Origin of the sequence: Rhizobium sp. Leaf262 (assembly GCF_001422245.1) — a bacterium.
Taxonomy (GTDB): domain Bacteria; phylum Pseudomonadota; class Alphaproteobacteria; order Rhizobiales; family Rhizobiaceae; genus Agrobacterium.
The window spans coordinates 304235-330240 of record NZ_LMMM01000015.1 but is presented as its reverse complement, the minus strand read 5'-3'; the positions used below and the strand labels follow the sequence as shown (position 1 = coordinate 330240).

General features: G+C 57.0%; 23 protein-coding genes, 1 tRNA gene and 1 pseudogene. 5 read left to right on the top strand and 20 right to left on the bottom strand.

Annotated features, from left to right (window positions below):
* From ASF29_RS14060 to ASF29_RS14040, 5 genes and pseudogenes are all read right to left on the bottom strand, one after another.
* Positions 1 to 210 (bottom strand): annotated as a pseudogene (locus ASF29_RS14060) (electron transfer flavoprotein subunit beta/FixA family protein); the annotation flags it as partial.
* 181 nt (positions 211 to 391) lie between these two features.
* Complete coding sequence (locus tag ASF29_RS14055; protein ID WP_062451279.1) at positions 392 to 1168, bottom strand: rhomboid family intramembrane serine protease; 777 nt, start codon at positions 1166 to 1168, stop codon at positions 392 to 394.
* 20 nt (positions 1169 to 1188) lie between these two features.
* Positions 1189 to 1776, bottom strand: coding sequence for a cob(I)yrinic acid a,c-diamide adenosyltransferase (locus tag ASF29_RS14050; protein WP_062451278.1), 588 nt, complete (start codon positions 1774 to 1776; stop codon positions 1189 to 1191).
* Between the two features lie 12 nt (positions 1777 to 1788).
* Positions 1789 to 1986, bottom strand: coding sequence for a twin transmembrane helix small protein (locus ASF29_RS14045; protein WP_062451277.1), 198 nt, complete (start codon positions 1984 to 1986; stop codon positions 1789 to 1791).
* A gap of 60 nt (positions 1987 to 2046) precedes the next feature.
* Positions 2047 to 2880: an SDR family oxidoreductase gene (locus tag ASF29_RS14040; protein WP_062451276.1), complete on the bottom strand. Its 834-nt coding sequence runs from the start codon at positions 2878 to 2880 to the stop codon at positions 2047 to 2049.
* Between the two features lie 185 nt (positions 2881 to 3065).
* Between ASF29_RS14040 and ASF29_RS14035 the strand changes: the two genes are divergently transcribed.
* Positions 3066 to 3974 carry a YihY/virulence factor BrkB family protein gene (locus ASF29_RS14035; RefSeq protein ID WP_062451275.1) on the top strand — a complete coding sequence of 303 codons (909 nt, stop codon included), beginning with the start codon at positions 3066 to 3068 and terminating at the stop codon, positions 3972 to 3974.
* On the opposite strand, the gene gluQRS is transcribed toward ASF29_RS14035, so the two are convergent.
* A complete protein-coding gene (gene gluQRS / locus ASF29_RS14030; RefSeq protein WP_062451274.1) occupies positions 3945 to 4841 on the bottom strand; it encodes a tRNA glutamyl-Q(34) synthetase GluQRS in 897 nt (298 codons plus the stop codon). The two genes, ASF29_RS14035 and gluQRS, sit on opposite strands and share 30 nt — an antisense overlap.
* A gap of 101 nt (positions 4842 to 4942) precedes the next feature.
* Between gluQRS and ASF29_RS14025 the strand changes: the two genes are divergently transcribed.
* Complete coding sequence (locus tag ASF29_RS14025; protein WP_062451317.1) at positions 4943 to 5536, top strand: DNA-3-methyladenine glycosylase; 594 nt, start codon at positions 4943 to 4945, stop codon at positions 5534 to 5536.
* A 99-nt stretch (positions 5537 to 5635) separates the two neighbouring features.
* Positions 5636 to 6193, top strand: a complete 558-nt coding sequence (locus tag ASF29_RS14020) for an HNH endonuclease (RefSeq protein WP_062451273.1) — start codon at positions 5636 to 5638, stop codon at positions 6191 to 6193.
* Between the two features lie 5 nt (positions 6194 to 6198).
* On the opposite strand, the gene ASF29_RS14015 is transcribed toward ASF29_RS14020, so the two are convergent.
* Positions 6199 to 6714 carry a disulfide bond formation protein B gene (locus ASF29_RS14015; protein WP_062451272.1) on the bottom strand — a complete coding sequence of 172 codons (516 nt, stop codon included), beginning with the start codon at positions 6712 to 6714 and terminating at the stop codon, positions 6199 to 6201.
* A gap of 251 nt (positions 6715 to 6965) precedes the next feature.
* Here ASF29_RS14015 and ASF29_RS14010 point away from each other — a divergent pair.
* Both ASF29_RS14010 and ASF29_RS14005 read left to right on the top strand, forming a co-directional pair.
* A tRNA-Leu gene (locus ASF29_RS14010) sits at positions 6966 to 7050 on the top strand.
* 221 nt (positions 7051 to 7271) lie between these two features.
* Positions 7272 to 8405 (top strand): polysaccharide biosynthesis/export family protein, encoded by a 1134-nt coding sequence (locus ASF29_RS14005; protein WP_062451271.1) that lies wholly within the window; start codon positions 7272 to 7274, stop codon positions 8403 to 8405.
* A gap of 30 nt (positions 8406 to 8435) precedes the next feature.
* On the opposite strand, the gene ASF29_RS14000 is transcribed toward ASF29_RS14005, so the two are convergent.
* The 13 genes from ASF29_RS14000 to tssB all read right to left on the bottom strand — a co-directional run bounded on the left by ASF29_RS14000 (position 8436) and on the right by tssB (position 25993).
* Positions 8436 to 9311 (bottom strand): protein kinase, encoded by an 876-nt coding sequence (locus tag ASF29_RS14000; protein ID WP_082453510.1) that lies wholly within the window; start codon positions 9309 to 9311, stop codon positions 8436 to 8438.
* A complete protein-coding gene (gene tagF / locus ASF29_RS13995; protein WP_062451269.1) occupies positions 9298 to 10731 on the bottom strand; it encodes a type VI secretion system-associated protein TagF in 1434 nt (477 codons plus the stop codon). Before tagF ends, ASF29_RS14000 begins: the two co-directional genes overlap by 14 nt.
* A 79-nt stretch (positions 10732 to 10810) precedes the next feature.
* Positions 10811 to 14302 (bottom strand): type VI secretion system membrane subunit TssM, encoded by a 3492-nt coding sequence (gene tssM / locus ASF29_RS13990; protein ID WP_062451268.1) that lies wholly within the window; start codon positions 14300 to 14302, stop codon positions 10811 to 10813.
* Complete coding sequence (gene tssL / locus ASF29_RS13985; RefSeq protein WP_062451267.1) at positions 14299 to 15813, bottom strand: type VI secretion system protein TssL, long form; 1515 nt, start codon at positions 15811 to 15813, stop codon at positions 14299 to 14301. The genes tssM and tssL overlap by 4 nt, the downstream gene beginning before the upstream one ends.
* On the bottom strand, positions 15810 to 17150 hold the full coding sequence (gene tssK / locus ASF29_RS13980; protein WP_062451266.1) for a type VI secretion system baseplate subunit TssK: 1341 nt from the start codon (positions 17148 to 17150) through the stop codon (positions 15810 to 15812). Before tssK ends, tssL begins: the two co-directional genes overlap by 4 nt.
* Positions 17140 to 18333 carry an FHA domain-containing protein gene (locus tag ASF29_RS13975; RefSeq protein WP_062451265.1) on the bottom strand — a complete coding sequence of 398 codons (1194 nt, stop codon included), beginning with the start codon at positions 18331 to 18333 and terminating at the stop codon, positions 17140 to 17142. The genes tssK and ASF29_RS13975 overlap by 11 nt, the downstream gene beginning before the upstream one ends.
* A gap of 10 nt (positions 18334 to 18343) precedes the next feature.
* Positions 18344 to 19348, bottom strand: a complete 1005-nt coding sequence (tssG, locus tag ASF29_RS13970; RefSeq protein ID WP_062451264.1) for a type VI secretion system baseplate subunit TssG — start codon at positions 19346 to 19348, stop codon at positions 18344 to 18346.
* Positions 19349 to 19356: 8 nt separating this feature from the next.
* Positions 19357 to 21141 (bottom strand): type VI secretion system baseplate subunit TssF, encoded by a 1785-nt coding sequence (gene tssF, locus ASF29_RS13965; protein WP_062451263.1) that lies wholly within the window; start codon positions 21139 to 21141, stop codon positions 19357 to 19359.
* On the bottom strand, positions 21134 to 21643 hold the full coding sequence (tssE, locus tag ASF29_RS13960) for a type VI secretion system baseplate subunit TssE (RefSeq protein ID WP_062451262.1): 510 nt from the start codon (positions 21641 to 21643) through the stop codon (positions 21134 to 21136). The genes tssF and tssE overlap by 8 nt, the downstream gene beginning before the upstream one ends.
* On the bottom strand, positions 21636 to 22460 hold the full coding sequence (locus ASF29_RS13955) for a type VI secretion system accessory protein TagJ (RefSeq protein WP_062451261.1): 825 nt from the start codon (positions 22458 to 22460) through the stop codon (positions 21636 to 21638). The genes tssE and ASF29_RS13955 overlap by 8 nt, the downstream gene beginning before the upstream one ends.
* Positions 22457 to 23851 (bottom strand): type VI secretion system contractile sheath large subunit, encoded by a 1395-nt coding sequence (tssC, locus tag ASF29_RS13950; protein WP_062451260.1) that lies wholly within the window; start codon positions 23849 to 23851, stop codon positions 22457 to 22459. The genes ASF29_RS13955 and tssC (ASF29_RS13950) overlap by 4 nt, the downstream gene beginning before the upstream one ends.
* Positions 23852 to 23907: 56 nt before the next feature.
* A complete protein-coding gene (gene tssC / locus ASF29_RS13945) occupies positions 23908 to 25389 on the bottom strand; it encodes a type VI secretion system contractile sheath large subunit (RefSeq protein ID WP_062451259.1) in 1482 nt (493 codons plus the stop codon).
* 94 nt (positions 25390 to 25483) lie between these two features.
* A complete protein-coding gene (gene tssB, locus ASF29_RS13940) occupies positions 25484 to 25993 on the bottom strand; it encodes a type VI secretion system contractile sheath small subunit (RefSeq protein ID WP_062451258.1) in 510 nt (169 codons plus the stop codon).
* Positions 25994 to 26006 lie beyond the last annotated feature (13 nt).

The following is a 26006-nucleotide window of genomic DNA, read 5'->3' as shown; positions in this document are numbered from 1 at the left end:
TTCTTCCGCCTTTGCCGGGCCGATGGATACGACCACAACCTCTTCGGCCTTGCCAGCTTCTCTCAAGCGCAAAGCCTCCTCAACGGAGATTTCGTCGAAGGGGTTCATCGACATCTTCACATTCGCAAGTTCAACGCCCGAACCATCGGCTTTCACGCGAATCTTGACGTTGTAGTCCACCACGCGTTTCACAGGGACGAGAATCTTCATCGATAACTTTCCTTCAACTCCTGACCATCAAGCGAAACGCCGGATGGTCCTCCTGACAATCAAGTTGCGACATGGATACGCATTTTTTCCGCAAATTCAACGGAGCAATGCTCATCAGGTCATGCGCTTCCGCGATATCTTACGTTAACGTGAACGTAAATATCAATCCTCGATTCCATCTTCAACGAACGTTGTCAAAAGGCCGTTCTGTTTGCGACACGACTGCTGCCTGAGGTCCCTGATTTCGATGTTGCACCGCTTTCGGTGTGACGATTGTCCGGTCGAAGAGAGGCACGCCGCGCCTGCGCATGAAAAGCACCAGGATTGCGCCTGCGATAATGCCGCCGATATGGGCGCTCCATGACACTCTGTCCTGCATGCCTGACCAGAACATGAAAAACTGCTGACCGATCCACAGTGCAAGTGGAATAAACGCGGGCAGAGGTAACGGAATCCGCATGAATACCAGCACCCAGACCCTGACGCGCGGATGCAGCAGGATGTAGGCCGCGACGATGCCGGAGACCGCACCCGATGCGCCGATCAGCGGTGCTTGTGACGTCGGGGATATCAGCCCGTGAAAGAGCGCACCCGCTGCCGCGCAGGCGAGGTAAAACAGCAGAAAACGTGTGTGCCCGAACGCGTCTTCGACATTGTCGCCGAAGACCCAGAGGAATACCATATTCGAGGCAAGGTGCCAGAAGCTCAGATGCAGAAACGCATAGGTCATCACAGTCGCACCATCAGGCACGACTTTGAGCGCAGGTTCCAGATAAGCGTAATCGAAGACGACTGCCGGGATGAAGCCCAACCCCAGGGTTGCGGCGCCTACCGCTGAGTCATCGGCCATTACACCTGTCAGAAACCAGATCAACACATTGATGCCGATAATCGACAGCGTGACATATTGAAGCCTGATGTGCTTGAGCGAATTCGCATCGTGCAGGGGAATGAACATGCGAAAGGGCCCTGTTTCTTTCAGCGGTTTTTACCGGGAACCCAAAGAATGTCCGGCATGTCCGATTTCGTTGCATCGTTTGCAAATCGCGCCGCAACAAAAAGGAAGTCGGAAAGACGGTTGATGTATTTCAGTGACGCGGCACTGACGGTTTCTCCGTCAATCCGCGCTAATTCCACCATTTGTCGTTCTGCACGTCTGGAAATCGTGCGGGCGAGATGAAGGTGAGCGGCTGCAGCGGTCCCGCCCGGTAGCACGAAAGACTTGAGGGCAGGCAAATCTGCGTTCAGAGCATCGATCTCGTTTTCTATGCGCGTTACCTGCGCTTCCACGATCCTCAACGGTTCGTAGGACAGTGTTTCGCCCGTGTCGGGGGTGGCAAGATCGGCTCCCAGGTCGAACAGGTCGTTTTGAATGCGAAACAGCATGGCATCCAGCTCGGCAAGATCGGCGGTATGAAGTCGGGCAACACCGATGGCGGAATTTGTTTCGTCGACCGTGCCATAGCTTTCCACGCGCAGATCGTGCTTGGCGCGGCGTGGACCGGAGACAAGTGCGGTCGTGCCATCATCGCCGGTGCGGGTGTAGATTTTGTTCAATTTGACCATGATTGAGCCGCCCTATCGCCCGCCGCCGGTTAGCCACAGGGTGAGCATGATGAGAATGATCGCAACGGCTTGTAACAGAAGCCGCAACTGCATCAGCTTGTTGGATTTGTTGGCATCCGTGCCTTTCAACATGGTGAAAAGGCCGCGTATGAGTACCAGCACGACGAGCCCCATGACGATGACGGCGAGAACCGTGGTGAAACTGGACATGCGCGCTGCTCCAAAAGATACTGTGTTTTATGCTTTGTAGCTGATTAGCGTGTCGGAGCGCTAGTCGAACCTGCGCAGTAAACGGTAAAAGAGGTTGGTGGGTAAAAATCGCTTCAAAATCACCGCCTGCTTGGCTGGCATGGTGATGACATAGTGCGGTCGTGGGCGGGCGGCGGTCAAAGCATGTTTGAGGTCCTTATAAACAGCTTCGGGACCGAGCTTGTGTCTGTTCTTCGGACCGGTCCCATCCAGTCGCGCAAGCTGGCGCTTGTAGTCAATCGCGTGCGCGGAATGTTCCAGGTCGATATTGCCCTTGATGTGTGCCAGCGCTGTCGTCGTGAACTGGGAGACGATAGGGCCGGGCTCGATCAGGCTGACATGAATGCCGCTGCCCTGAAGTTCCATGCGCAACGTGATGCCAAGTGCTTCAACTGCGAATTTTGAGGCCGTGTAAGCGCCTCTATAGCGATAGGGAACCAGCCCGAGAATGGAGGAGCAGTGAACGATGCGCCCGCTTCCGCGCCTGCGCATCAAAGGAATGATGCGGCAGGTCAGATCATGCCAGCCAAAAACATTGGTCTCGAACTGCTGTCGCAAAACCGCAACCGACAAGTCTTCCACAGCACCCGGCTGGCCGTAAGCGCCGTTGTTGAAAAGGGCGTCGATACGCCCGGAAGTCCGTGCTGCAACATCATCTACCAAAGCCGCAATCGTTTCCGGTTTTGTATAATCCATGATCATCGTCTCGATGCCAGCAGCTTCGAGCGCCGCCATGTCTTGCGTACGCCGCACCGTTGCAAAGACGCGCCAGCCATCTGCCTGCAGGGCTTGTGCGCAATACGCACCGATGCCGGAGGAGCAGCCTGTGATGATGATAACGGGGTTTTCGAGCATGTAAGCTTTTCCTCAATGGCGCCGTGGTATGCATGGTGCACAAAAATGGGCAAAAGTGATTTCGGTCGTGCACAATTCTTCTTGATCTATGGAACCAGTGCGCAATCTCAAGCGCTGTACAAGCGGTGACTGACTTCCCACATCTCGCCCCGAGTTACAAACGAAATGCCGATTGAGGAGGCGACATGGTTGCAGCAATGGACATCGTCCGGAAAGTGGCGCTCGATGCCTATTTCCACTTTGCCGAAGACGATGGCTGGGCAATGGCCAGCCATGTGGCGCTCTCCATTTTGCTGGCGCTGTTCCCGTTCCTGATTTTCGGTACTGCATTGGCAAGCTTCCTGGGTGCGGACCAGTTCGCCGAAACCGCCGTTCACCTCATTTTCGACACGTGGCCGGAGGCCATCGCGGCACCACTCGCGGCACAGGTGCAACAGGTTTTGACCATTCCTCGTGGAGGTTTGCTGACGATATCGGTTCTGGCTGCAGCATACTTCGCGTCGAACGGTGTGGAGGCACTCAGAATTTCACTCAACCGCGCCTATAGAGTGAGTGAAACGCGCTGGTGGTATGTCACCCGTCTTCTCAGCCTTTTCTACGTCGTCATTGCCGTGACCATCTTTGCGGCCATCAGCATCGTTCTGGTGGCCGTGCCGGTCGCGTTGTCCTTTGCCGAAACGCGGTTCCCGCTGTTGAAGGATTTTCTCGTCACCGTTTCAAATCTCGGTCTTTATGGAACCATCATCGTTCTCGCCGTCGGCCTCGCAGCTGCGCATTTGTGGTTGCCTGCAGGCCGACGTCGCATCTGGGATGTATTGCCCGGCATCGTCTTGACACTGTTGTTCTGGGTCATCGGAGCGGCAATCTTTGCCTATTACCTTGCGACCTTTGCCAATTATGCGGCGACCTATGCGGGTCTTGCCTCGGTCATGATCGTCCTCGTCTTTCTCTATATGGTCGGCGTCATCTTCATGCTGGGCGCGGAAGTCAACGCGGCCTTGATGAAATACCGTGTGCGCCACATCATCAAGGCCGGCATTCATAATGGCAGTTTGAGAGAGGCTCTAGACGCCGAGGAGGCCGCGGATATCTGAGGCGTGGTAGCCATCTTTCCGCAAAGCTTCGAGGCTTTTGCTGCCTTCGCTTTTGGAAAGCTTCCGCCCGTCCTCATCAAGGATAAGACGGTGGTGGTGATAAACCGGCACGGGTAATCCGAGCAGACCCTGTAAAAGCCGGTGAACTGACGTGGCGTGGTAGAGGTCCATGCCTCTCACGATATGGGTAACCGTCTGCACTGCATCGTCCAACACCACCGATAGGTGGTAGCTAGATGGAGAGTCTGAACGCGAAAGGACCACGTCGCCCCACGCGGCTGGATCGGCCGTCGTCGTCACCACAGACCCTTTGCCTGTTTCCTCCCAGGTCAACGGCTTGTGAAGGTGGGCGATGGCCTTTTCCATATCCAGCCTCCAGGCATGTTTTCGTCCCGACGATAAAAGTGCTGCAACCTCCCGTGTGGAGCGTTGCTTGTCATAGGCCGGATAATGCGGAGCGCCATCCGGGTCGCGTCGACAAATCTGACCGACGTCTTCCAAATCTCTGACGATACCCTTGACCTCGGCGCGGCTCATGAAAGACGGATATGCAAGACCCATCTCGATCAGTTGCTCGAGCCCACGACGATAATCGTCGAAATGTTCTGACTGTCTGCGAACCGGCTTCTCCCAATCGAGATTGAGCCAGGAGAGGTCGTCGTAGATTGCCTGCTCCAGCTCAGTCGTGCAGCGCGTCAGATCGATGTCTTCGATACGCAACAGGAAGCGGCCGCCCGAGGCCCCGGCCATATCATGATTGAGAATGGCGGACAGCGCATGGCCGAGATGCAGCCGTCCGTTGGGACTTGGCGCAAAACGAAAAACCGGCTTTTGACCTGACAGCAAAGACATGATTTTCTTTGCCATGTCTTGCGGTGCTTCGCCAAGGCCAAGTCACCGGGTGTCGGAGTATCGTGGGAAAAATCATCAAAAGCGCTGCTGACGTGGAGGAAGGACTGGCGTTGCTTATGCTGCGCGATCCTCGTCTGAGGCATATCGCGGAAAAAGCCGGACCGTTGCCGCTGCGATTGCGCGATCCAGGATTTGCAGGATTGGCGCATATCATCGTCTCACAGGTCGTCTCACGCGCCAGTGCCGAGGCGATATGGCGACGTTTGGAAGCGGAGATCGGTGAGGTCACGGCCTTGAGCTATCTTGCAAGATCAAATCCGGAAACACCCGGTTACGGGCTGTCGCGTGCAAAAGCCAGAACGTTGCATGCGGTGGCGGGCGTCATCGTGAGTGGTGCGCTTGATCTTGCGGCACTCTCGACGATGGACGAAGTGGACGCCTATGACCGGTTGACGGCGCTCAACGGTATCGGCCCCTGGACGGCGCAGGTTTATCTGATGTTTTGCGTCGGCCATGCCGACATCTTTCCGTCCGGCGATGTCGCATTGCAAGCCGCGGTCGGCCAAGTCTTTGATCTGGGTGCGCGTCCGGATGACCGGATGTTGCGCGAACTGGCGCTGGGATGGTCTCCCTGGAGGTCCGTTGCTGCCCGTCTTTTTTGGGCATATTACGCCGCCATGACGCACCGCGAAGCTGCACCGCTTGCCTGAAATAAGCCTTTCTTTCAGCGCTTCATTTATAGGCTTCACAATCCTGTAACAACGGACCTAATATACAGGTGTAGATGCAGAATCGATCAGGAGACGCCCTTGACGATTGCCGTTTCACCCCAGGCCTTGCCTGCGCTCGTTCTGAACGCAGACTACAGACCGCTGAGTTATTATCCCTTGTCGTTATGGTCCTGGCAGGACGCGATCAAGGCCGTCTTTCTTGACCGTGTGAACATTATTGCAGAATACGATCACGCGGTATGTTCTCCCAGCTTTTCTATGCGCCTGCCCAGCGTGGTCAGTCTCAAAACCTACGTTCAGCCGACACGAAATCCCGCCTTCACACGCTTCAATGTGTTTTTGCGGGATAAGTTCGAGTGCCAATATTGTGGGTCGAGGGATGATCTGACGTTCGACCATGTCATTCCCCGTGCTCACGGCGGCGAAACGACCTGGCTCAACGTGGTGGCAGCGTGCTCACCCTGCAATCTCAAAAAGGGTAGCAAACTGCCTAAGGTTGCGGGCATGGTGCCGCATCAAAAGCCTTACCAGCCCACCGTGCAGGATCTGCACAATAACGGTCGGTCATTTCCACCCAACTATCTGCACGAAAGCTGGATGGATTATCTCTATTGGGATACCGAATTGCAGCCTTGATGGTTTCAGGCAGTCTTGCGGCTTGCGCCAAAAAACGCGATCGCCGCAAGCACGATGCTGGCAACGACGTTCCAGCCTGCAAACGATAGCCCGAGAACCCGTAGCGCGGCATCGTTGCAGGATGGCGGCTTTACGGCATTGAGGTCGCTCAGCAGGCTTCCGGCATTGGTGGTGATGGATGGTGCGCCCGTCGCACAAGTGATCGGTCCTGCCCAGAAACCCCACTCTACACCGGAATGGTATACGCCGAGGCCAGCCCCGATCAGCATGGCGATACCGACGATGATAAGTGCTGCACGCGTCAGCCATGCCGGCAGCTTGAACAGGCTTGCAGCAATCGCCAGCAGACCGACGGGTATGGCGTAATAATACGGATCGCGCTGCAGCAGGCACAGCGCACACGGCGTATAGCCGCCAATGTGCTGAAAGCCGAGAGCCGTGCCCACGGTAACGATCATTCCCAGCGTAACCAGAATGGCCGATTGGCTGCGGCTCTTCTCTACGGAAACTGCACTTGCCATAGTCTGTCCTTCACATTCGACGCAAGATTTCTAGGCACCCGATCAGGTGAAAAAGAGGCGGGATGCGGCATTTTCGATATCGCCGCACCAAGCCTCTAATCCAGTCCCATCTCGCTTGCAAATCCTTCATCGAAGGGTTTGCGTTGAAGTGAAGCAAAGTTTCGTGAAATCGAGATTCTCGCAAAAATGTGTTGACCTCATACAGGCGGTTCGTATAGTCCGCCGCATACCAAGAATGAGATTCCAAAGTTGCCCCTTTGGCGGAATTGGTAGACGCGCCTGACTCAAAATCAGGTTCCGAGAGGAGTGCTGGTTCGATTCCGGCAAGGGGCACCACTGGATTTTCGCCACAGTTTCGATCTTGATCATTTGGTTTATCAACGGTCGATGATGGCGAGATGGAAATTGGCCGCATCACGTAACGTGACTGGTTGCCAAACGGCCACATAAGGGTCGCTACTCGCTCGATGTTTTTCAATTTTCAGCTTCAAAGTTATTGCAGCTTAACGTCTTGGTGCTATTCCTGCGTGTAGTTGATTCTATCGTGGGGAATTGGGATGAAGAAGGTTGTATCGGTTCTTCTTTTGGCTTTGCTCAGTGGATGCGCGAAGCCCTCTGATGGGCCGACCGCAGGAAATATCAGATCTGCAACCCTGCCCAATACCAATGAGAAAATCCGGGTCGTCGAGCTTGCAAATGCTCCGGCCGTTTCACCCCCTGTTCTCACCGAAAGCACGACAGGTCCTGGCCTGACGGCTCTTCGCAACACAGGATATAATTCACAGCGTCTGCGCCGCGGCGACGTGGTGGACATCACTGTCTTGGATACTGGTGAAGACGGGCTGTTTTCCTCCACGCAAAGCAAGACGCTGAATCTTGGACGCTTTACTGTCGATCAGGGCGGCAATGTGAATCTTCCTTTCATCGGTAAACAGCGGGTCATCGACTCCACGCCGGAAGGGTTGCAGTCCCGGGTCGTCACCGGCCTCAAGGGTACGGCGGTCAATCCACAGGCTGTCGTAACCGTGGTCGACAAGCCGACCAGTGCTGTCATGCTGAGCGGTGCGGTCAAAACGCCGGGCAAGATGGCGCTGACAGCGCGCCAGGAGAGGGTCCTCGATGCGATCAATCAGGCAGGTGGCCCGACGGTAGCACCCGGTGCGGCCAGCGTCACGGTGGTGCGCGGTTCGCAGCGCGCTTCGGCTCCACTTGACCGTATCATGCGAGAAGATCGCCAGAACATTCGCCTTTCGCCGGATGACCAGATCATGATCGATGGCGACGCTTCCAGCTTCACGGCTCTGGGCGCGTTCAAGAGTGCTGGTGAATTCCAATTTGAGACGGGCAAGATGACCCTTGCGCAGGCCGTCGGTCGCGCTGGTGGTTTGCTGGATGATCGTGCCGATGCGAGAAACGTCTATGTCTTCCGCAACGAAGTCGTGCAGGTTTCCTCCAAGGCTGCTGCCGTGACGAAGGACCCGGTCGTTGTGACGACCAGCATGCGTCCGGTGATCTATCACGTCAACATGCGCGATGCGTCCAGCATTGCCCTGATGCAGATGTTCCAGATGCAGAAGGGCGACGTGCTGTACGCCAGCAATGCGCCTCTTGTGGATACGGCAAAACTGCTGACGGTCTTCCAGAAGAGCGTGCCCACTGCTGCAGCGCCACAGCCCGGCAGTCTCAACTGATCTGTATGGCGCGTGGCCATCGTCGCGCGCTCATGCCTTAAGAAGAAGTTCGAGCGCTTCGCCAGCGGTTTGCGGGCGCTTATCGGCCTGTTCTGCCACGCAGGACGCGGAAAATCGCGCCAAATGCTCATTTCCTTCGATTGGCGCCGCGCTCAACAGTCGCTCGGTCAATTTGCCGATGGCATAAATGTCTTGAGATGGGTGGGCCACGGCGCCAGCTAATTGTTCTGGCGCAGCGTAATCTGGGGAACCTGCCGTTGCCACACCCAGATCAGAATGTGCCTGGCCGATTTTCAGCGCGATCGCGAAATCGCCAAGGCGGCAAGAAGCCAATGTGCCTTTTGGAAGAAGAATATTTGCCGCACTGATATCACAGTGAATGTATCCGGCGGCATGCATCGCTGAGATGGCATGAATTATCCGTCGCAACAGTTGTGTGATATCAGTTGTACTGACGGGCGCATTGTTGAGACGTTCTGCCAACGTAGTGGGTGCCCATGGCTGGAGCAAAGCCGGTCTTCCATCGGGCAGACGCAGCAATGCGGATGTTTCCTGAAGACAGTCGTGACGCAGGGTGAGCCCGATCTCGGCCTCTCTTCGTAAACGCTGATCAAGCAACGCATCGCCACGGCGTTCCTCCGGCATGGTTTTGATCGCAAAGAGAGTTCCGAGGTCGCGGTGCAGCACCTTGAGGATTTGCGTTGTTTCCGTTTGATAGGCAATCGTCTCGACCGCAAAGCTGCCTTCGACGAAGCAAGGCTGCTGCCGCGCCAGAATATCCGCCTTCCTGTCGAGAGCATCACGAATGCGGTCTATAAGGTCCTGCGGCTGTTCAGACTTCTGGATTGCGGTCCATAATTCGGCAAAACGCTGCGCAACCTCGCCATTGTCCTCATGACCGGTCAAGGCGATCTCCGATCACGATCGCACTGATGTTCTCTCTGACGTTCTCGATCAACGCTTCCTGCATCAAGGCATTGGCGCAGTCGGGCACTGATGTGTCCTGTAATATCTCCGCGACCACTCGCTCTTTCAATGCCTGCATCAAAGGGAAACTGCACAGCAGAAGGCGGTCATGCCGCCCCCAGTTCTCCAGAAGTGTGCTGGGTCGAAACTGCTGGGACTGACCGACACATTGAGCCAGTTGCTTCTTCATGCCGACGATGACGTGATCACGCGATAGCGAATGCATCGTTCCGTCACGGAGCAGATAGGCACGCGCATCGCCGGACCACATTATCGTGAGCTGTGACCCCACGAAGGAGGCCACGACGACGCTTGCCATGGGGCGTGATGGTTCCGCCGACAGCTGTCGCGACAGCAACAGGCTGTTGACGGTCCCGAGCTTGCCCTTGACGTCCTGAGTGATGAAGTCCGGGTTGTCGCTGTCAGCAATATCCGTCAGGGCGTTTGTGGTTAGACGTGCCGCCTCGACGGCGTTTCCGGCATCGCCAATACCGTCGGCGATCGCAAAGAGAGCAGGCGTCTTAGAAACGAAAAGCGCATCGGCGTTGACAGTGAGACGCGTACCGGGATGAGTGGCATAGCTGTACACAAGGGAGCTTTGATCGGCTTTCTCCCGACGTGGCTGGGGCGGCTCGGGAGGCGACTCTGCTACCACAGGAGTGGCTTTGACTTCTGTCGGTTTCGGAACTGTCCTCGTGCCAGCTTTCTGGGCGTTGTCTTCGTCTGCGGTGGATTTCTCCTTGAACAGACGCACGAAATCAGCTGCCGCAGGCTTTCCTTCGAATTTCATACCACGCGGACGCCGGGTATCGGTGTCGATATACCACCAGAGACTGGATGGGTGAGCCGACGGTGTCGAGAACGACGTCTCTTCGTCGTCGCCACGCGGTTTGGGCATGCGCAAGCGTTTGATGGATGTGGTAAAGCGCCCCATGTCAAAGTCGGTTGTCATCGACGTTTCGGCCAAGGCTTCGGCGGCCATAAACCACGTATCATCCAGATATAGCGTTCTGGGATGCTGTCGAAAATCGACGAGTTGCGCCAACACGACCAGCGGGTATTTCCGTCCTACCCGGTCCTTGCTGGGCAGCAATACACCCACATAGGCGCTGCGCCCCCATATGCCCCGTTCAATGATGAAGCGAAGGGGAGGAGACGTGGTAAAAACGGCTGTCCAGCGCTCGGCGAACACATCGGCGCAGGCATGGAGTCCGGATCGGATCCATCCGTCCAGTGCGCCGATCAGATCGCGATCCATTCCCTCGGAAACGAAGTCTCCGTGGCTTGGAATTTTTCCGTAAAAGCCGATCCTGTCCGTCTCTACGGCGGCTTTCACGGTCTTCGTGACAGGAGCGGCCATCAGCCGTTCAGTACGGCTTTGCGGTGCCGTTTTGGTGTGTCAGTCATATTCCCCTCCGTTATTGCAAAGGTGTCTCGGCTCAAAATTGCGCCGGACACGTAAAATTCGCCAGCGCATCCAGCTTGAACGGATTGAGAACCGAGCCAAACTGAATGTCGAATTCGGCGACCTGACTGCCATTTTCGAACCTTGCCCTTAACAGATCGCCTGCCTGATTTTCGATTTTGGCATCATCGAACAATCGGAAGGGCGACCAGTCGCCGTTTTCGGTTTTCGCCTGTTGCCATCCGCCAGGTTGAAAAGCGATGCGCGACAGGTTGGCGGAATTGTTTTCGGATGGCCATGTTATCGATTTTGCCTGCACGGGACCGTGGTAGTAGACGACCCGCTCTCCCTCGATTTCCAGCATTACCGCGCTCGATTCATCCGTCAGCGAGACAGGCTTGACGTTGATGGCAACTGCCGGCACCTCGCTGCCATTGGGAAAGAATGCACGGAAGATCTTGTCGGCATTTTCGAACTGGGCAATGGCGTCGCTTGCCATGCCGGTGGCCCCAAAGGTGCCCTTCCAGCCCCATGGCGTCGCCGTCTTGTCGACGAAAGGTTCCATGCGTTGTTTGAAGAAGGTCTGGAACATGCCTGTCGGACCGAACAAGCGGGTAAAATCCGCCATCGCCACGTCACGTCTGGAAGTCCGGTCGAATGGATATCGACCTGCCACAATGGATGAGCAAAGGGAGGCGCCCTCGGCCGTCCAGAGATCGGCGATGCGCCCGCGCGCCGACTTGACAGCCAGCGAGCCGACATCAGCGGCCAGTCCCGCCACCCACACGTCAAGTGGTGCTGGTAACTGTCGCGCTTGCTGCAGCAGGTCCTGATTGGCTTTGGTCAATTGGCTATCGACGTCGAAAACGCGTGCAACTTCATCCGAGGTGGTCGAAGAGCGTGCCAGTTGCTCGTGCAACGCTTTGATGTTTGCCAGGAGCTGTTCGGACGGCGAGCCCGTTTGCTTCGTGCCGTTGCCCGTGGCGGTCTCAACTGGTTGTCCGGCACCAGGGCCTTTTGCGGCCAGCATTTCCCGAAGTCGTGCATAGGGATCGGCAGCGTCGACGGTGGCTGACAGAATGGCTGCTGTCGTATCGCCATCCGCAGAGGACGCAAGTGTGGTCAGGCTTGCGCCAGCGTTGGGACCCAGATCGGTCGCTTCTGCAATGGACTTGGCCGCTTCGATCACGATGTTTCTGTCGTTGGCCAAAATACGTGTCGTCTCGACGGCATCGCCCAAACTCTGCGATGGTTTGATGCGCACATCCGTGAGAACTTCATTCCAGCGTTTTTCAAAACGGTCGAAATAGATTTGCAAAGCCGATTGTGCCACGTTTTCGACGGTCGCACCCCGGATGGCGTCATCGGAACCGCGCACCCATGCTTCCGAAAGCGCAACGCGAGAGGCATAGGCCACCTGAGGAATGACGACCGTACGATAGCCATTGGCAGTGAATAGCCCTTCGATACCGTCCAGCAAAGGTGCCTTGCTGGCACGTTCGACCGCTCGTTCTCCCAATGGACCGAAAGCACCGGATGGGCTCCATTCGGGCAAAGCGCGGGATTGGGGAAGACCAGCGAGGATGTCATAAGCCCGTGCGCCGATGGCCTGTCCCTTGATCGTGTCTCGCGCCTTGTCGATCAGGCGCGCATCAAGTTCGATGGGCGCAAGAATGCCATCCGCAAGGGCAAGGGCATGACGGTTCAGAGCATCACGTGCCGCCGCCCTGCCGTCGCCTGGATAGAGCGATGCAAACATATCCTGCGACTGAACCTTCAGGAAGTCGCGGTCGAGGGTTCCGAGCCCGCCCAGCATGCCATAGAGCTTGAGCGAGTTGAAGGTGCGGGTAACGTCGTCCTGGTCTTGCAACTGTTTCTGGAGTTGCACGATCATACGGGGCAACAGCAAGGCATTGAGCGCGCGCTGATAGGCGTCACGCTGCCGACCAGCGATCTTTTCTTCTTGATCCAGTCCAAATCCGACCTTCCAGATACGCTCCTTGTTGAAACCGGAATTGACGTCCCGCAGATTGTCGAGTGCTGGCAGAATACGCAGGAAGTCGGCATCGGAAACGTCGCGCACGTGGATGCCCTGAACGAGCTGCTGATAGGCGTTGAGCTTGCGGTCGGCTTCTGCCAGGGCCTGTGTATTGGCAAAATAGGTTGTGATCCACCCGGTGAAAACGATTGCGACCACGACCGCTGACACGCCGTAAGCAATGCGGCGCACCAGAAGCTGTCGACCCGAAAGGCGTTTGTCACGCATGACAAGTGCAGCTTCGGGGAAAATCACGTCTTTGAATAGCTTGGAGAGGAAGTAGCTGCGTCGGGCCCGCGGAGTGGCGGTGCCGACTTCAGGCTGAGTGCCGGAGGCGAGATAAACGCCGCGCAGCAATGGTGCTTCTATCAAAGGCGAACTGGCGCACAACTCGCTCAGCGCTTCGTGCAACCGGTCTTTCAGCTTGGCAAGCTCTGCCGGAAAGCGGAAGATGCGGCCGCGGATTTCAGCGTTCTGTTCCTGTTGCAGGCGTTCGATCAACATCGCATCGACACGCTGCTGCAGCAATTCGAATTCTTCAAGAAAGCGTTGCGGCAGGTTCTGTGCCGAATAGCTTTCATCCAGTTTGAACGTTGTGCCCCATACCTGATATCGGTCGGTTTTGTTGAAGCCGTCGAAGAACTCGACGAAGCCTTCCAGAAGATCGGCCTTGGTCAGGACCACATAGACCGGCACACGGGCGTGAAGATACTCGTCCAGCTCGGACATGCGCTGGCGAATGGAGCGCAGTTCCTGGCGCTGCTCTTCGGGGTCGCGCGTCAAGAGATCCTGGATGGACAGCGTGACCAGAGCGCCGTTGATGGGTTGGGAACGGCGGTAGCGACGCAAGAGGTTGAGGAAGCCTTCCCAACCCGCCTTGGAAGAACCATCCAGATCGTCCTGCGTCGTGTATCGACCGGCGGTGTCGATAAGAATGGCTTCGTCGGTGAACCACCAATTGCAGTTGCGCGTTCCGCCGATGCCCTTGACGGCGCTTTCGCCAAGCGCATCTCCGAGCGGAAATTGCAATCCAGAATTCGTCAACGCCGTCGTCTTGCCAGAGCCCGGCGCGCCAAAAATGACGTACCAGGGAAGGTCGTAGATGTAACCGAAACGCTTCTTCGTCACGCGACGGAGAAGCGCCAGTGCTTCCTTGAGACGAGTCTGGATTTCGCCGACTTCCGCCTGACGGTTGCCCAGCGCTTCCTGCTCGATGCTGTCGACGAGTTCCTTGTCCTGCTTGCGGGCGCGGAACGTCGTCACGACGATATAAAGGAGCCAGATCAGGAGAATGACACCGACGGCGATCAGGCGTTCCTGCGTCGAATCAAACGGTTTGAAGCTTCCGAAGCTGACAAGATAGCCGTAGAACCAGACGACGACGCAAATCGCCACGGCCCAGATCAATGAAATGAACCGTCTACCGATCAAACCAGCATAACTGTCGACATATGACCGGATCGTATAAAAATAACTCAGCGGATTCATTGCTGGGTCTCTCCTGATTGCTGTCCGGTTGTCGTTGTGACGGCTGGCGACAGAATGCCCGCCTCGCTGAGTTTTTCACCAGGGTTGGTCAGCACCATGATTTCGGTTCTGCGGTTCTTTTCGCGTCCTTCCGCCGTGTTGTTGTCGGCAATCGGATCACTGTCGGCGCGTCCCTCGGTCAAAATGGCTTCCGGCCCCGTATAGTTTGCGAGAATGTCGCCCACGGCCTTGGCGCGTGCCTCTGACAGGTGCCAGTTGGATGGGAACTGCACCGTGTTGATAGGCTTGTTGTCGGTGTAGCCGATCACGACGGCGCGAAATTTGTCTGCTGCCAACGCGCCACCGATACGTTGAATAAGATCGCGGAACTGCGGACTGACCTCTGCGCTCCCAACTTCGAATAGACCTGAATTGTTGATCCGCACCCGCAGACGACCGTTGACGTTGGCAAGCGTCACCAGATTCCTCTGCACCTCCGGCTGGAGGAAGGCCATGAGATTGTCCAGCCTTGTGGGAGTCGGTGGTTTTATGACGGGTGGCGGCTCCTCGACGACCGTTGGTTCCTTGGTCGGAGGTGTTTGCGGCGGTTCGGGAGGAGCGGCAATCAGAACACTTGGCGTGTCGGTGGGCGGAAGGGACGCCAGCCGTTGAAATGTTGCGTCTGACGCGCTGTTCAGAGTCAGCGTGAAAAACAGATAGCCGAAGGCAAAAGCCAGCGCGATCAGCGAAAGCAGCGTCCACAACGCCGCCATCGTCCGCAGCGGCGTATGACGAGCCTCGACACCCTGCCAGTGCGGAGAAAGTTCGCGCTCGAACACGCCATATTGGCCGATGAGCGTTTTGTAGAGGCTGTCGCGGATGCGGGAAAGCTCGAGTGCGCCCTTGGCGGAAACGCGTGTCCTTCCTTCAAAGGCAAGCGACAGGCACAGATAGATGAGAAGCAAAAGGTCTTTGTTCGCACCGGGCGACTGGTGAAAATGATCGAGAATATCAAAAAAACGGTCGCCGCCTGTTACGTCGTTATGAAACGTCGAGACGAGGCCGGAACGTGCCCAGCCGGCTCGTACGCCCCACGGCTTGCTGAGGATGACATCGTCCACGGTCGCGCAGACGGCATAATGCGCCGCCCGTGCCCGCTCCGGGCTGATGCGTGCCGAAGCCAGATCCCGTTCATAACGGGTAATGGCTTCGAGACAGGCCCGGCGAAGATGGTCCGGGTCGGGTTGGGCATCGCTGAAGCGCAGCATATGGGCAAGGTTCAGCAGCGGCGCTGCCGACTGCACCAGCGTCGGTACGTCTTCCCCGCCGAACCGGAAGTTGGCGAGCAAAGTGTCGATCGGCAGAGCATTGGTGTCGTTCTGCCCGGCTTTTTTCGGAACGTCGTCGCCGTCGATGATGTCGTCCAGAATGGCTGCCATATTGCGGGCATTCTGATTTCGCGCCCGACTTTCATCGGTGATTTCGACCACGGTTGGCAGATCTTGCCAGGAGGAGGGCTTTTCATTGCTCATTCGCGTAATGCCCACATTTCCATCTCAAGTCCCGGGAACTCGCCCGCGAGATGCAGCGCAATGGCGCCGGAGGTTTCAAGCTGCTTCCAAAGCGGTGTTTTGGTGTCGATTTCGAAGTAGATCGTGCCGGAACGATAGGGAAGCTGGCGCGGCAGAACTGGTAGCGAACGCACAGGAATACCCGGCAACGCAACGTTGACCAGTTCGGATATGCGTTCCACAGGACCGACCTTGATCTGAGCCGGAAGCTTGCGGCGAATGTCCTCTGCAGACATGTCTGCGCGCACTGCCAGCACGAAACCGGCATCGCGAAGGAGGGTGCGATCGTGAATGGTGCCAACGCGCACGCCGTGCCTGCGTTCGACCAGTTCGATTGCCACCGCAGCCTGCTCCAGCACCGCCGAAAGCGAGGTCCGCAAATCATCGAAAACGGCCGCAAAGCTCGCCTTCAGATCGTCGTGGCGATAGGGCGGAAAATCCGTTGCGCGCTTTGTGTCGGTCGTGAATGTCGCCAGCTCGCCTGCTAGCTGAATGCAGTCTTCGTAGAAACGAATGGGGTGAAACCGTGTTGCATTGGCGGAAAGATGAGAGAGTAGGGGATCGGCACGGTTGAGGATTTGCAGAAGAAAATAGTCACCCACCTCCGCTGTTCCACGAATCGTGGGATCACCGATGCGCTCTGAAATAGCTTGCGCGCGGTGGCGAACGATGCCCAGCAACTCGGTCAAGAGCTCACTGAGGCGCGAGGACGCGGCGCAGTTGAGCGAGGGCGGGATAAAGTCCGGGTCCAAAATGACAGCGCGATCCGACCGCACTTCGATCACGCGTGCCAGACCGATAAGATCGTAACCGGACAAGTCATCTCCGGTTTTCAGGAATTTAAGGCTCAAACGACCGACATCGATAGGTGCGACGAAGTCCGTGTCTACATTGGCGTCCGATGCCTCGTAAGTGGTTGCAACAACGCGCACGCTGTTGCTGTCGGCTTTCGTGCCGCTCGACATGTCCGCCTTGCCGGGCTGACGCGCTGGCAGAGCCAGATAGACGATAGCGTTCTTAACGCTTTCATCGAGGTCCAGGGGTGGCGGCAAATCGGAATCTTCAGGGGACTCGAAGGGCGTGCCGTCTGGCAAAATACCGCGCAGATTGGACAGCGCGAACTGCCCGATGGCCAGCGCGCTTCGATCGATTCCGATCTCCGCCACTCCCCATGGATAGGGAGAGAGATTGCGCGTGGTGTTGCGCACCAGCCGCTCGGTCCATCGGTCTGACTGCTGAAAGTGTTGAACGCGAAGGAACATGCCCTCGCTCCATGCGACGCGGTTTTCATGCCTCATCTTGGTTGCTTACCCCCTTGGTATCTGTTTGAAGCGCATCTTCGGGTGCAGCCTCACCCTGTGCTGCGCGCTGCAAAAACTGCCGGACCGACAATTGTCGCCCGCCGTCTTCGAATTGCTGTTTGAATGTCCCCCAGTAGTCGGTTCTCGTGATCACGGCGCGCCAGTCCTTGCGTGCGAGCTTGTCGCGCCAGTCGTTCTGCGCATCGGCCCTCGCCTCAAGCAATCTGGGCTCCAGCTTTTGCGTGCAGGTCTGGATCATGATTTCCAGCGACGAGGCAAGCAGCCGCTGCTGGCGGATCAGTGCCTCCAACCGACCGCGCGGCGTCGTGTCGTGGATCCCGCTGCTCGTGGATGTCTGATCAAGATCGAGGACGGCAAGGCACTCGGCGCTTTCCTTCTCCATCTGAAGAAGCAAATCCTCGATGGGATCGCTGACCTGCTGCGCTACGGCTGCTGGCGGCTCGGTCTCAGGCTCATTGCCTGCATCCATGAAGACCGCATCGAAATCTTCAACGGGTTGTTTCTTCGAAGGCCGTGAAACGAGCACCGGAATATTCATCGCATCGGTGTGCTCGTGCTTGCTGCTTTCGACCGGCTCCTCGTTCCAGTCGTTGGGCAGAACGGTGCCTACACCGGAGGTGGAAGGCGGCGCGTTCCAGCCAACCTCGACATTGCGGGAAATGGACTTTGCTTTTTTGCCATTCTTGACCGGCGATGCCTCGGGCCAGTCGTCTTCCGTCATTCCGCCGGCAATCACACCGCGTGCCGAGCGACCGTTGGGTGCGATATCGGACAAGATCGCAGAAATGGTCATTTGCTCGTCGCTGACGCGGAGCGATCTGTCGGGATCTCCGAAATCCATCTCCGCTTCGCCTGTGATAACCACGTCGAATGTCTGAGCGCCGATGCCGATTTGCGAGCCATTGCCAAGCCGCGCCATGTCGCCCTCCATCAAGAGGCGACCATCGACTTGCGTGCCGTTGGCACTGTGATCGGTGATGAAAAAGCCCTGGCGGTCACGGCTGAGCTTGCAGTGCTGCTTGGAAACCCGGCGTGCATCGTCAGCAATCTGCCAGTCGCAATCGCTCGATCGGCCGATCATCCGGCTGCCTTGCTCAAGGCTCCATTGGCTAGAATTGGCACCTGCTGTGTTCGATGTTTCTTTCAGAACAAGTTTCATCGTCCCATCCTCACGCTGAAAGCGCCGAGCCTTCGCGCTCGGTCACGATTGCGTCGGTACTGTCTTTTTCGGCCGGTGCCAGTCGCGCCCAGCTGTTCCAGCCAAGTCGCGCCGGTGCTTCCGTTGCGCCGAGTTGGCAGAAGGGAATATCCTCTTTCCTGAGAATGACCTGGACATCGAAATCGAAGCCACTTCCGGCGAAAAGTCGCACGACGGCAAAAATTTCGGCAAGGCGCTGCGAACCGGGTGTGAGTGCCAGATAATCCGCATAGCCCACGGGCCCGATCACGATCCGGAAGCTGCCGCTAAAATCTTCGATGGCGCTTCCGGCGGTGACATTCTGGCCAAGTCGTAGACCGCCGCTCTGCCCAAACTGACTTTGCTCATGCACCGGCAGTGGAACCCAGCGTCTGCGGAATTGCTCGACCTCGACGGCAAGACCGGTGAATTCTCGCAGCATGGAGGTCAGTGCCGTCGCATTGCGGTTGCGGTTCGCCAGTAGACCGCTGAACCGCAGCAGAACATCTTCTTTCACGCCTACCTTGGCGCTAAGACCCGATGTGCCGAAACCAGTCAGCGACAGAAGCGTCTTGCGAAATGCGTTGGTCCTATGATCGGAGGACCATCGTAAACCGCGGGCGAGGCGATATTTCTCGGTGGCGGAAACGAATAGCTCGCTGAAACGGGCGGCGAAGAGATTGAAGAAACTGGTCAGCGCCTTCGAGCGGTTGCGTTCCTCTCTCTGTTGCAGTTCCGAATAGCTGGGCGGCAAAGAACCCAACGGGCCGATGATGGGGGCAAATGCAGATCGAAGTTCTGCCTTGCCATTTCTGCTGCGAAAGCCGCCGATGGCAACCGATGTGGGCCGGGCACCATTGTGAGAACCGATGGTCAACTCGTCTTCAAAGGCGAGATGCTGGGCCACGCGAAATGCCGTCGCGGGATCAAAGCTGCCGGGATCGCTCGCCAGTTTTTCCGCTTGTTTTTCCTTGATGTCCCCTGCCTGAAACTGCATTGGAACTCCTAAAGCAAGGGTCGGTCTGCCGCACGGGCAGGCCAACGGGCTAGAGGTTCCGACTGCCCGCGCATGGTTGCCGTCAGGCGCGTGAAGCTGTTTATCGACGTGTAGAGACCGAAGAAATGGTTGAGAACGCTGGCGAAGATGAAGGCCGCCGCCCTGTCGATCAGCGCCGGATCAAATTCGATGGTGATGTCTGTCCCAGGCACCATGGCAGAGCCGATCCGCGCATGGGAGTTGCGTGCGTCCACGGAGGTTATCGCTTCCACCAACTGTCGCGTTTCCGGGCTGTCGCGGAACGCATAAAGCGACAGAATATCCTTCAGCGGCGCGCCGCCATTGTCAAACAGAGAGAGATGATTGAGAAGCAGGTGCGAAACGAGCCGCCATTCGCGCGCAGAGCGTTCATTCATCCGCACGGCAGAAGATGGCGGCATAAGCGCATGGACGGAGTTTACAGCTTCATTGCCTGTCGCCAATTGCAGAAATGGATGGCCGCCACCGAACGGCAGCTGGCTCGGCAGCTCCCGATTGATGCACAGCGTATCGACGCTGGCGACGACATCCAGTGGACCGAGCGGCCCGCGTTGTGCGTCGACGAACGCAATATCGGTGTCGGACGAACCGTCATCATCATCGAAGCGACGATAGGTCTGCCAGAACACATGTGAGCCGTTGCTTCTTTGTGTTCGCCCAAAAAACGGCGAGGTCTTTTCAATGATGCCGGAGCGGCTGGTCAGCTCAACCTTTTCCACCCCGTATATTTCGCGGGTCCGCTGGCGTCTGGCGTCGGGCAGCAGCCGATATTCCGTGCGGGTGCCGTCCAGGCTGAGTGGCTCGCAGCTCTGCTGGAAAAGGTTGATGACGGGTGAGGCATTAAGCACGAAATCCTTGGCGGACACCATGCGCTCGAGCCGGGTCTCGGCTGCGTCGAGATAGATGTAAAGTTCGCAATCGCCGCCGGTCCAGCGCTCAAGTCCTTCGATGTCCAGAAACAGGAATTTTTGCGGCAGCGCAAAGAACTCAGTCAGCAGGCGGTAACCATCGAAGCTGTTGGCTGGGTAAGGCAACATGGCCTGATCGCGCGAAAAGCCCGATGGTTTCAAATTGGAAGCTGGCAGGAAGACGGCGTTGCGATCCTCAGAATGCTGCGCAAGGGCAAGGCCGACACAGTGATTGGCCAGCAATTCGTAAAGCGCCGTCGCTTGCTGCCATGCAGAAGAAATAAAAATCTGCAGGGATTTGAGTCCAATTTCGCCAAAGGTCGAAGGCCGAGGAGAGGTGGTACGCAAAGAAAGCTTAAGGCAACTGGCCGCACCGGCGGATGACGGTGAAAATGGTGCATCGATGGGCTGGCTGGCCAAAACGGCAGCCGCAATTTCCATCGGAACGATATCGACATCCTGTGCCGTGCGGAACCTGCAACTCTCACCGCCGACGGGTTCCGACAGGATTTCGCTGTGGCGCGGCAATGTCTGCAATGTCGCCAAGGAGGGACTGGGAGCGAAATGCACGACGCTCATTGACGGCAATGGTGCAAGATAATGCGGGTACAGGGTTTCGAGCAGACTGTTGGACAGCTCCGGAAACTCGTCGTCCAGTTTCTGGCGAACGCGTGCGGCGGAATAGGCGAAACTCTGGATCAGCCGCTCGACATGCGGGTCGTCGGCGACGTCACCCGTCATTCGCAGTCGACCCGCTATCTTGGGAAAGGCGGAGGCAAAACGGGAGGCACGTTTTCTCAGTGCAAAAAGCTCGTCATTGTATTTTTCGAGAAAGCCTTCAGCCATTGCCAGCCTCCACCAGAAAACGCTGGGTCGATGGGTCTATTTTGGTCTCGAAACTGATGGGTGGCATGCCCTCGTGGAGGCGAAAGGTCGCTTGAATGCGCATCCTGAGTGCCCGGTCACCATCCATACGATTTTTCATAATCGTCACGCGCACGTCCGACAGGCGGGTTTCAAACATCGCAATCCGCCGCTCGACGGTGTTTGCAAGCCTTGCCTTGGATGCGTCAGTGACCAGATTTGCCGAAAGAATTCCGTCCACCCCGTAGCTGACCAATGCGTCCTGCAATTCCTTGAGTTCAGCGGAAGGACCTGCGGGATTGCGGCGGGTGTTCAGCAATGCTTCAAGGTCGCGGCGAATGACTTCACGCATTTCCCGAACCTGCTCGGACAGACTTGCCGGTGGGTCGTTTTCCATATCCGGCGCATCGTCCAGCAGCCGGTCGAGAACCGAGCGGGCGAGCGTTCGCTGTTTTGGTCTGAATTGCTCCAGCGGATCATCCAAGGGCGGTCTGCCTTTCCTTCGCTGCCATCGGCGCAGTCAGGCTGGAAATCTCGTGAAACGGCACGAGTTCGTCGCCGATCAGCAGGCAACGCTGGCCACGACCGGTGACAAGAGGGCCGTCGTCGCTCCATTCGGTTTCTCGACCGAGGTGCAAACCGGGAGTGCTGTCGGCACTGTAATAGACCGATGGCAGCAGGACGGACGCGACAGCGCCGTCCAGCAGCGTAAGCTCCGCGTTCCTGAAAGCGAGGTCCCGTGGTCTCGTCATGGGCTCTATCGCAAGGCTTTCGATACGACCGAAATCGATCCAGAGGTATTTGCCGCCGTTGGTCAATACTTCCAGCGCGTGCGGGATGCGATCGTCGAGGTCACGCACGTCTCCTGTCGCGCCGTCATTCAAGACGATGGACATGCCGGTTCGCTTTTCGTCGAGTTCCAGCAACGCCTGTTTTGCGTCGGCATCTCTACCTTCCCGCGATGCTATGCTTGCCTTCATGGCAAGTTGGTCGAATTCGGAAGGGCCATGGGTGAAATCAGGCACGGCGCCGGTTCTAAACCACTCAACACGGGCCGCCATGGCGCGCAGGTGGTGACGAAACAGAGAAAATCCGACGGCGTCTTGCGGGGAGAAAGTCGCAGCCAGATTGCACTGGGCATCCGCTTTTTCATACTCTCCTGCAAGCACCAGGAGGTCGATGTAGAGATTGCGGGCTTCCTTGTCGGAAGGGGTCGTCTTCACCTTCTCCCGGGCTATTGCTGTGGCGTCGTCAAGCTGGTCGTCGTCAAGCAGGCGAGAAATATCTTCGCGCAACGTCATGCGGGGATCCTTTGTTGCTCAGCCGGAGACCGCGCCAGAGAGGCGTTTGACGCATTGGTTTCGGCGATGAGATGAAAGCTTGTGGAAACGTCATCCAGTTGGAAATGCGGCTGAAGACGGACCGTGCAGGAAAAACTGCCCGGTTTGCCGGGTATTTCAAAAACGCTTATACCGGCCGAGCGTAGCGGGTATCGAGTGCGCAGCGACGCCTCCGCATCATCGTTCCCCAGGGTATAGGATGATAACCAGCTCTCCAGCTTGCGTTCGATGGTGATCGCATCGCTAAGACGACCGATATCGTCGCGCATGATCACCTTGAGATAATGAGAGAAGCGGGATGCACATAGGACATACTGCAGCATCGCTGCCAATCTCGCGTTCTGCCGCGCACTTTCCTTGGAATAGTGGCCGGGCGCGTGCAGGGATTGATTGGCGTTGAAAATAGCCATGCTGGACAGGTACGTCGTCGATACGGGGACGATGCCGAGATCAGAAAACTGCTGCTCCTGACCCATTGTCAGTTGCATTTCGACAGGCGGCTGGGCGGACAGGCCATTGCTTTCGATGCCAAGATCGAGGGGAGGAAGCTGCGACGCCGACAGCATTCCGCCATCGATCTCGTTTTGCGTCACCCCACGGATATCGGCGAACCATCCCGAATCGGTGAAGTTGCGCACTACGATCGAGGCAAAGGCGAAAGCTGGATTGCCCCATAGCAATGTCTGCCCGTCCTCCGATATATGCTCTCGGAATGGAAACGGATCTTCGCGGCGGCGCGAATAGGGTTTGTGAGGTGAACGCAGCAAAATGCGCGGTGCCACCAGACCAATGAACCGACTGTCATCTCGCGCGCGCAAAGCATTCCAGCGTAGCCGGCTTTTTTCCTGCTTCAGCCAGGAAAAATCCTGCACGCGACTGAGCTCCGAGAAATCTTCAAGGCCGATGGTTGCAGGAGATGCGGCAGCGATGAAGGGGCAGAATGAGGCGGCAGCCACCATTCCGATCTGCGACAGGGTGGTGATCGAGTCGATACCGTCGATGTCGTCAGGAGAGAAGGTATAATCTCCTATGAGCAGGCCGATGGGTTCGCCGCCTGGCATGCCGAATTCGCGGTTATAAATGATTTCAAAAAGATGGCTCTGGTCGAAATCGGTTGCCCGTTCCATGCTGCGGGCCAGTTCCCGCCAGCTTGCATTCAGAAGTTTGACCTTCACTTCCGGGCACCGGCTTGCTTCCCTCACCACCATGGCAAGCCCTCGCCATCTCGCTTCCATCGCCTGAAAATTGGCGTGGTGCAAGATGGCGTTCACTTGGCCGTTCAGCGCATCGTCGATAAGAGCGATGAGCTGGTCGGCCTGACTGCGTATGTCCGAAACGGACCGATGCGTCATGAATGGGCTCCAGGCGGGGATGAGTTTGAAGGGACTTATCTGCCCCCTCAAATCGTTCAGTTCTTGGTAGGAATGCGGGCGACCATGCGAAGCGAGGTCGTCAACTCTTCCATCTGCAACCAAGGACGCATCCAGGCGACTGCATTGTATGCACCGGGCTTGCCGGGAATTTCCTGAACGGTCACCTTCGCATCGCGCAACGGGTACTTGGCACGCGACTCTTCGCCAGCGACTTCGTTGGCGTTGACGTAGTTGGAGATCCAGCGGTTCAGCCAGACTTCGCAATCAGATGCTTCCATGAAGGAGCCGATCTTGTCGCGGCCCATGACCTTGAGATAATGCGCGAAGCGGGATGTCGCCATCATGTAAGGTAGGCGCGCCGATACTGCAGCGTTTGCGGTCGCTTCGGGCCTGTCATAGAGCTTGGGCTTGTGAGCCGTCTGCGCGCCGAAGAAAACAGCGTAATCCGTATTCTTGTAATGGCAGAGAGGCAGGAAGCCGAGCTTGCCAAGTTCGGCATCGCGACGGTCGGTGATGCCAACTTCGGTCGGGCATTTCAAATCCAGATCGCCGTCATCGCTGGAGAAGACGTGCATCGGAAGGTTTTCGACCTTACCACCGTTTTCCGCACCGCGAATGGCAGTGCACCAACCGTTCTTGGCAAAGGAGTCGGTGAGTTTCGTGCCCATGACATAGGCGGCATTCATCCAGCAATATTCGTTGTGCTGAAGGTCACCATTGACCGAGCCTCGGGTCTCGTCATAGCCAAACTCGTCTATCGGGCTGGTTTTCGGGCCATACGGCATGCGCGCCAGAACGCGTGGAAGCGCAAGTGTGACGAAGCGGGAGTCGTCGCTCTCGCGGAAACTGCGCCACTTGGCATATTCGACAGTGTCGAAAATCTTTTCCAGATCACGCGGACGCGCCAGATCGCGGTAATCCTCGAAACCAAACATGCGCGGGCTTGCAGCCGAGATGAAGGGTGCGAAAGCAGCTGCGGCAATCGAAGAAACGCCTTGGAGAAGCTGTACGTCATCGAACGAATTGTCGAACTCGTAATCGCCGATGATTGCTCCCATAGGCTCACCACCAGGCGTGCCGAATTCATCTTCATAGATGGATTTGAACAGTCTGGACTGGTCGAACTCGACGGCTTTTTCGAGGTCGCGCCCAACGTCCCGCTTGGAAGCGTTGAGCACGCGGATTTTCAGGTTGACGCTGGTTTCGGAATTCTTGACCAGATAATTCAGCCCGCGCCACGTGCCTTCGAGTTTGGCAAATTCCGGCGACTGCATGATCGCGGCAAGCTGCCCGGAAATGGCCCGATCAATTTCTGCGATGGCGTGATTGAGCGTCACCGTCAGGTTTCGGTCGTATTTGACCGTGCCTTTGAGAGCCTGATCGGTCAGCGTGCGCAGCAGGTTCTGGGCACGGTCGGGCTCGGTTTGACGTGTTGCGGCAACAACCTTGGCCAGTAGGCCATTCTCTTCGGTCGTCGTTGCCTGTGCATCGTTCTTCAGCAGGCTTTCAGCGCTCATGTTTCAATCCTTCCAAGTGCGGCTTTGTGCCACCGCAAAAACAGGTAGAGCCCCGGCGTGGGGGCATCTCAACGAAGCAGTCCTCAGCTTGAGGTCAGTTGCCTGCACCGTTTTTCTCTTTCAGTTCAGACACAAGCTTTCCAAGATCGGTCTTGTTCTGGAGAATGTCTTCCAGCAGCCGTTCCAGATCCTCTGAACGATCGGCCTTGGACAGCAAGTCCCGCAGTTCGTTGCGTGCATCCAGAAGAGCCTTCAAAGCGGGCACCTGTTCGACGACGGAAGCTGGTAGAAAATCATCCATGCTTTCAAACTTCAGATTGACCTGAATATCGGTTCCGTCGTCCTGAAGCGTATTCGGTACGCTGATATTCAGGCCCGGCGTCATACGACGCATGACTTCGTCGAAGTTGTCGCGGTCGATCTGCACGAACTTGCGTTCGCCAAATGGTTTGAGCGGCTGCGTCGGGTTTCCGGAAAAGTCGCCAAGAACGCCGACGACGAACGGCAGTTCTTTCACCACCATCGCGCCTTCCGTTTCTACTTCGTATTTGATGTGGACGCGGGGCTTGCGAACGCGCTCCAGCTTCTCATGTACACTTGCCATTCAAACCTCCTTG

Coding starts and splice junctions, on each gene's coding strand:
- ASF29_RS14055 (WP_062451279.1), bottom strand. CDS start 1,168: ATGTTCATTCCCCTGCACGATGCGAATTCGCTCAAGCACATCAGGCTT.
- ASF29_RS14050 (WP_062451278.1), bottom strand. CDS start 1,776: ATGGTCAAATTGAACAAAATCTACACCCGCACCGGCGATGATGGCACG.
- ASF29_RS14045 (WP_062451277.1), bottom strand. CDS start 1,986: ATGTCCAGTTTCACCACGGTTCTCGCCGTCATCGTCATGGGGCTCGTC.
- ASF29_RS14040 (WP_062451276.1), bottom strand. CDS start 2,880: ATGCTCGAAAACCCCGTTATCATCATCACAGGCTGCTCCTCCGGCATC.
- ASF29_RS14035 (WP_062451275.1), top strand. CDS start 3,066: ATGGTTGCAGCAATGGACATCGTCCGGAAAGTGGCGCTCGATGCCTAT.
- gluQRS (WP_062451274.1), bottom strand. CDS start 4,841: ATGGCAAAGAAAATCATGTCTTTGCTGTCAGGTCAAAAGCCGGTTTTT.
- ASF29_RS14025 (WP_062451317.1), top strand. CDS start 4,943: ATGCTGCGCGATCCTCGTCTGAGGCATATCGCGGAAAAAGCCGGACCG.
- ASF29_RS14015 (WP_062451272.1), bottom strand. CDS start 6,714: ATGGCAAGTGCAGTTTCCGTAGAGAAGAGCCGCAGCCAATCGGCCATT.
- ASF29_RS14005 (WP_062451271.1), top strand. CDS start 7,272: ATGAAGAAGGTTGTATCGGTTCTTCTTTTGGCTTTGCTCAGTGGATGC.
- tagF (WP_062451269.1), bottom strand. CDS start 10,731: ATGGCCGCTCCTGTCACGAAGACCGTGAAAGCCGCCGTAGAGACGGAC.
- tssM (WP_062451268.1), bottom strand. CDS start 14,302: ATGAATCCGCTGAGTTATTTTTATACGATCCGGTCATATGTCGACAGT.
- tssL (WP_062451267.1), bottom strand. CDS start 15,813: ATGAGCAATGAAAAGCCCTCCTCCTGGCAAGATCTGCCAACCGTGGTC.
- tssK (WP_062451266.1), bottom strand. CDS start 17,150: ATGAGGCATGAAAACCGCGTCGCATGGAGCGAGGGCATGTTCCTTCGC.
- ASF29_RS13975 (WP_062451265.1), bottom strand. CDS start 18,333: ATGAAACTTGTTCTGAAAGAAACATCGAACACAGCAGGTGCCAATTCT.
- tssG (WP_062451264.1), bottom strand. CDS start 19,348: ATGCAGTTTCAGGCAGGGGACATCAAGGAAAAACAAGCGGAAAAACTG.
- tssF (WP_062451263.1), bottom strand. CDS start 21,141: ATGGCTGAAGGCTTTCTCGAAAAATACAATGACGAGCTTTTTGCACTG.
- ASF29_RS13955 (WP_062451261.1), bottom strand. CDS start 22,460: ATGACGTTGCGCGAAGATATTTCTCGCCTGCTTGACGACGACCAGCTT.
- tssC (WP_062451260.1), bottom strand. CDS start 23,851: ATGACGCATCGGTCCGTTTCGGACATACGCAGTCAGGCCGACCAGCTC.
- tssC (WP_062451259.1), bottom strand. CDS start 25,389: ATGAGCGCTGAAAGCCTGCTGAAGAACGATGCACAGGCAACGACGACC.
- tssB (WP_062451258.1), bottom strand. CDS start 25,993: ATGGCAAGTGTACATGAGAAGCTGGAGCGCGTTCGCAAGCCCCGCGTC.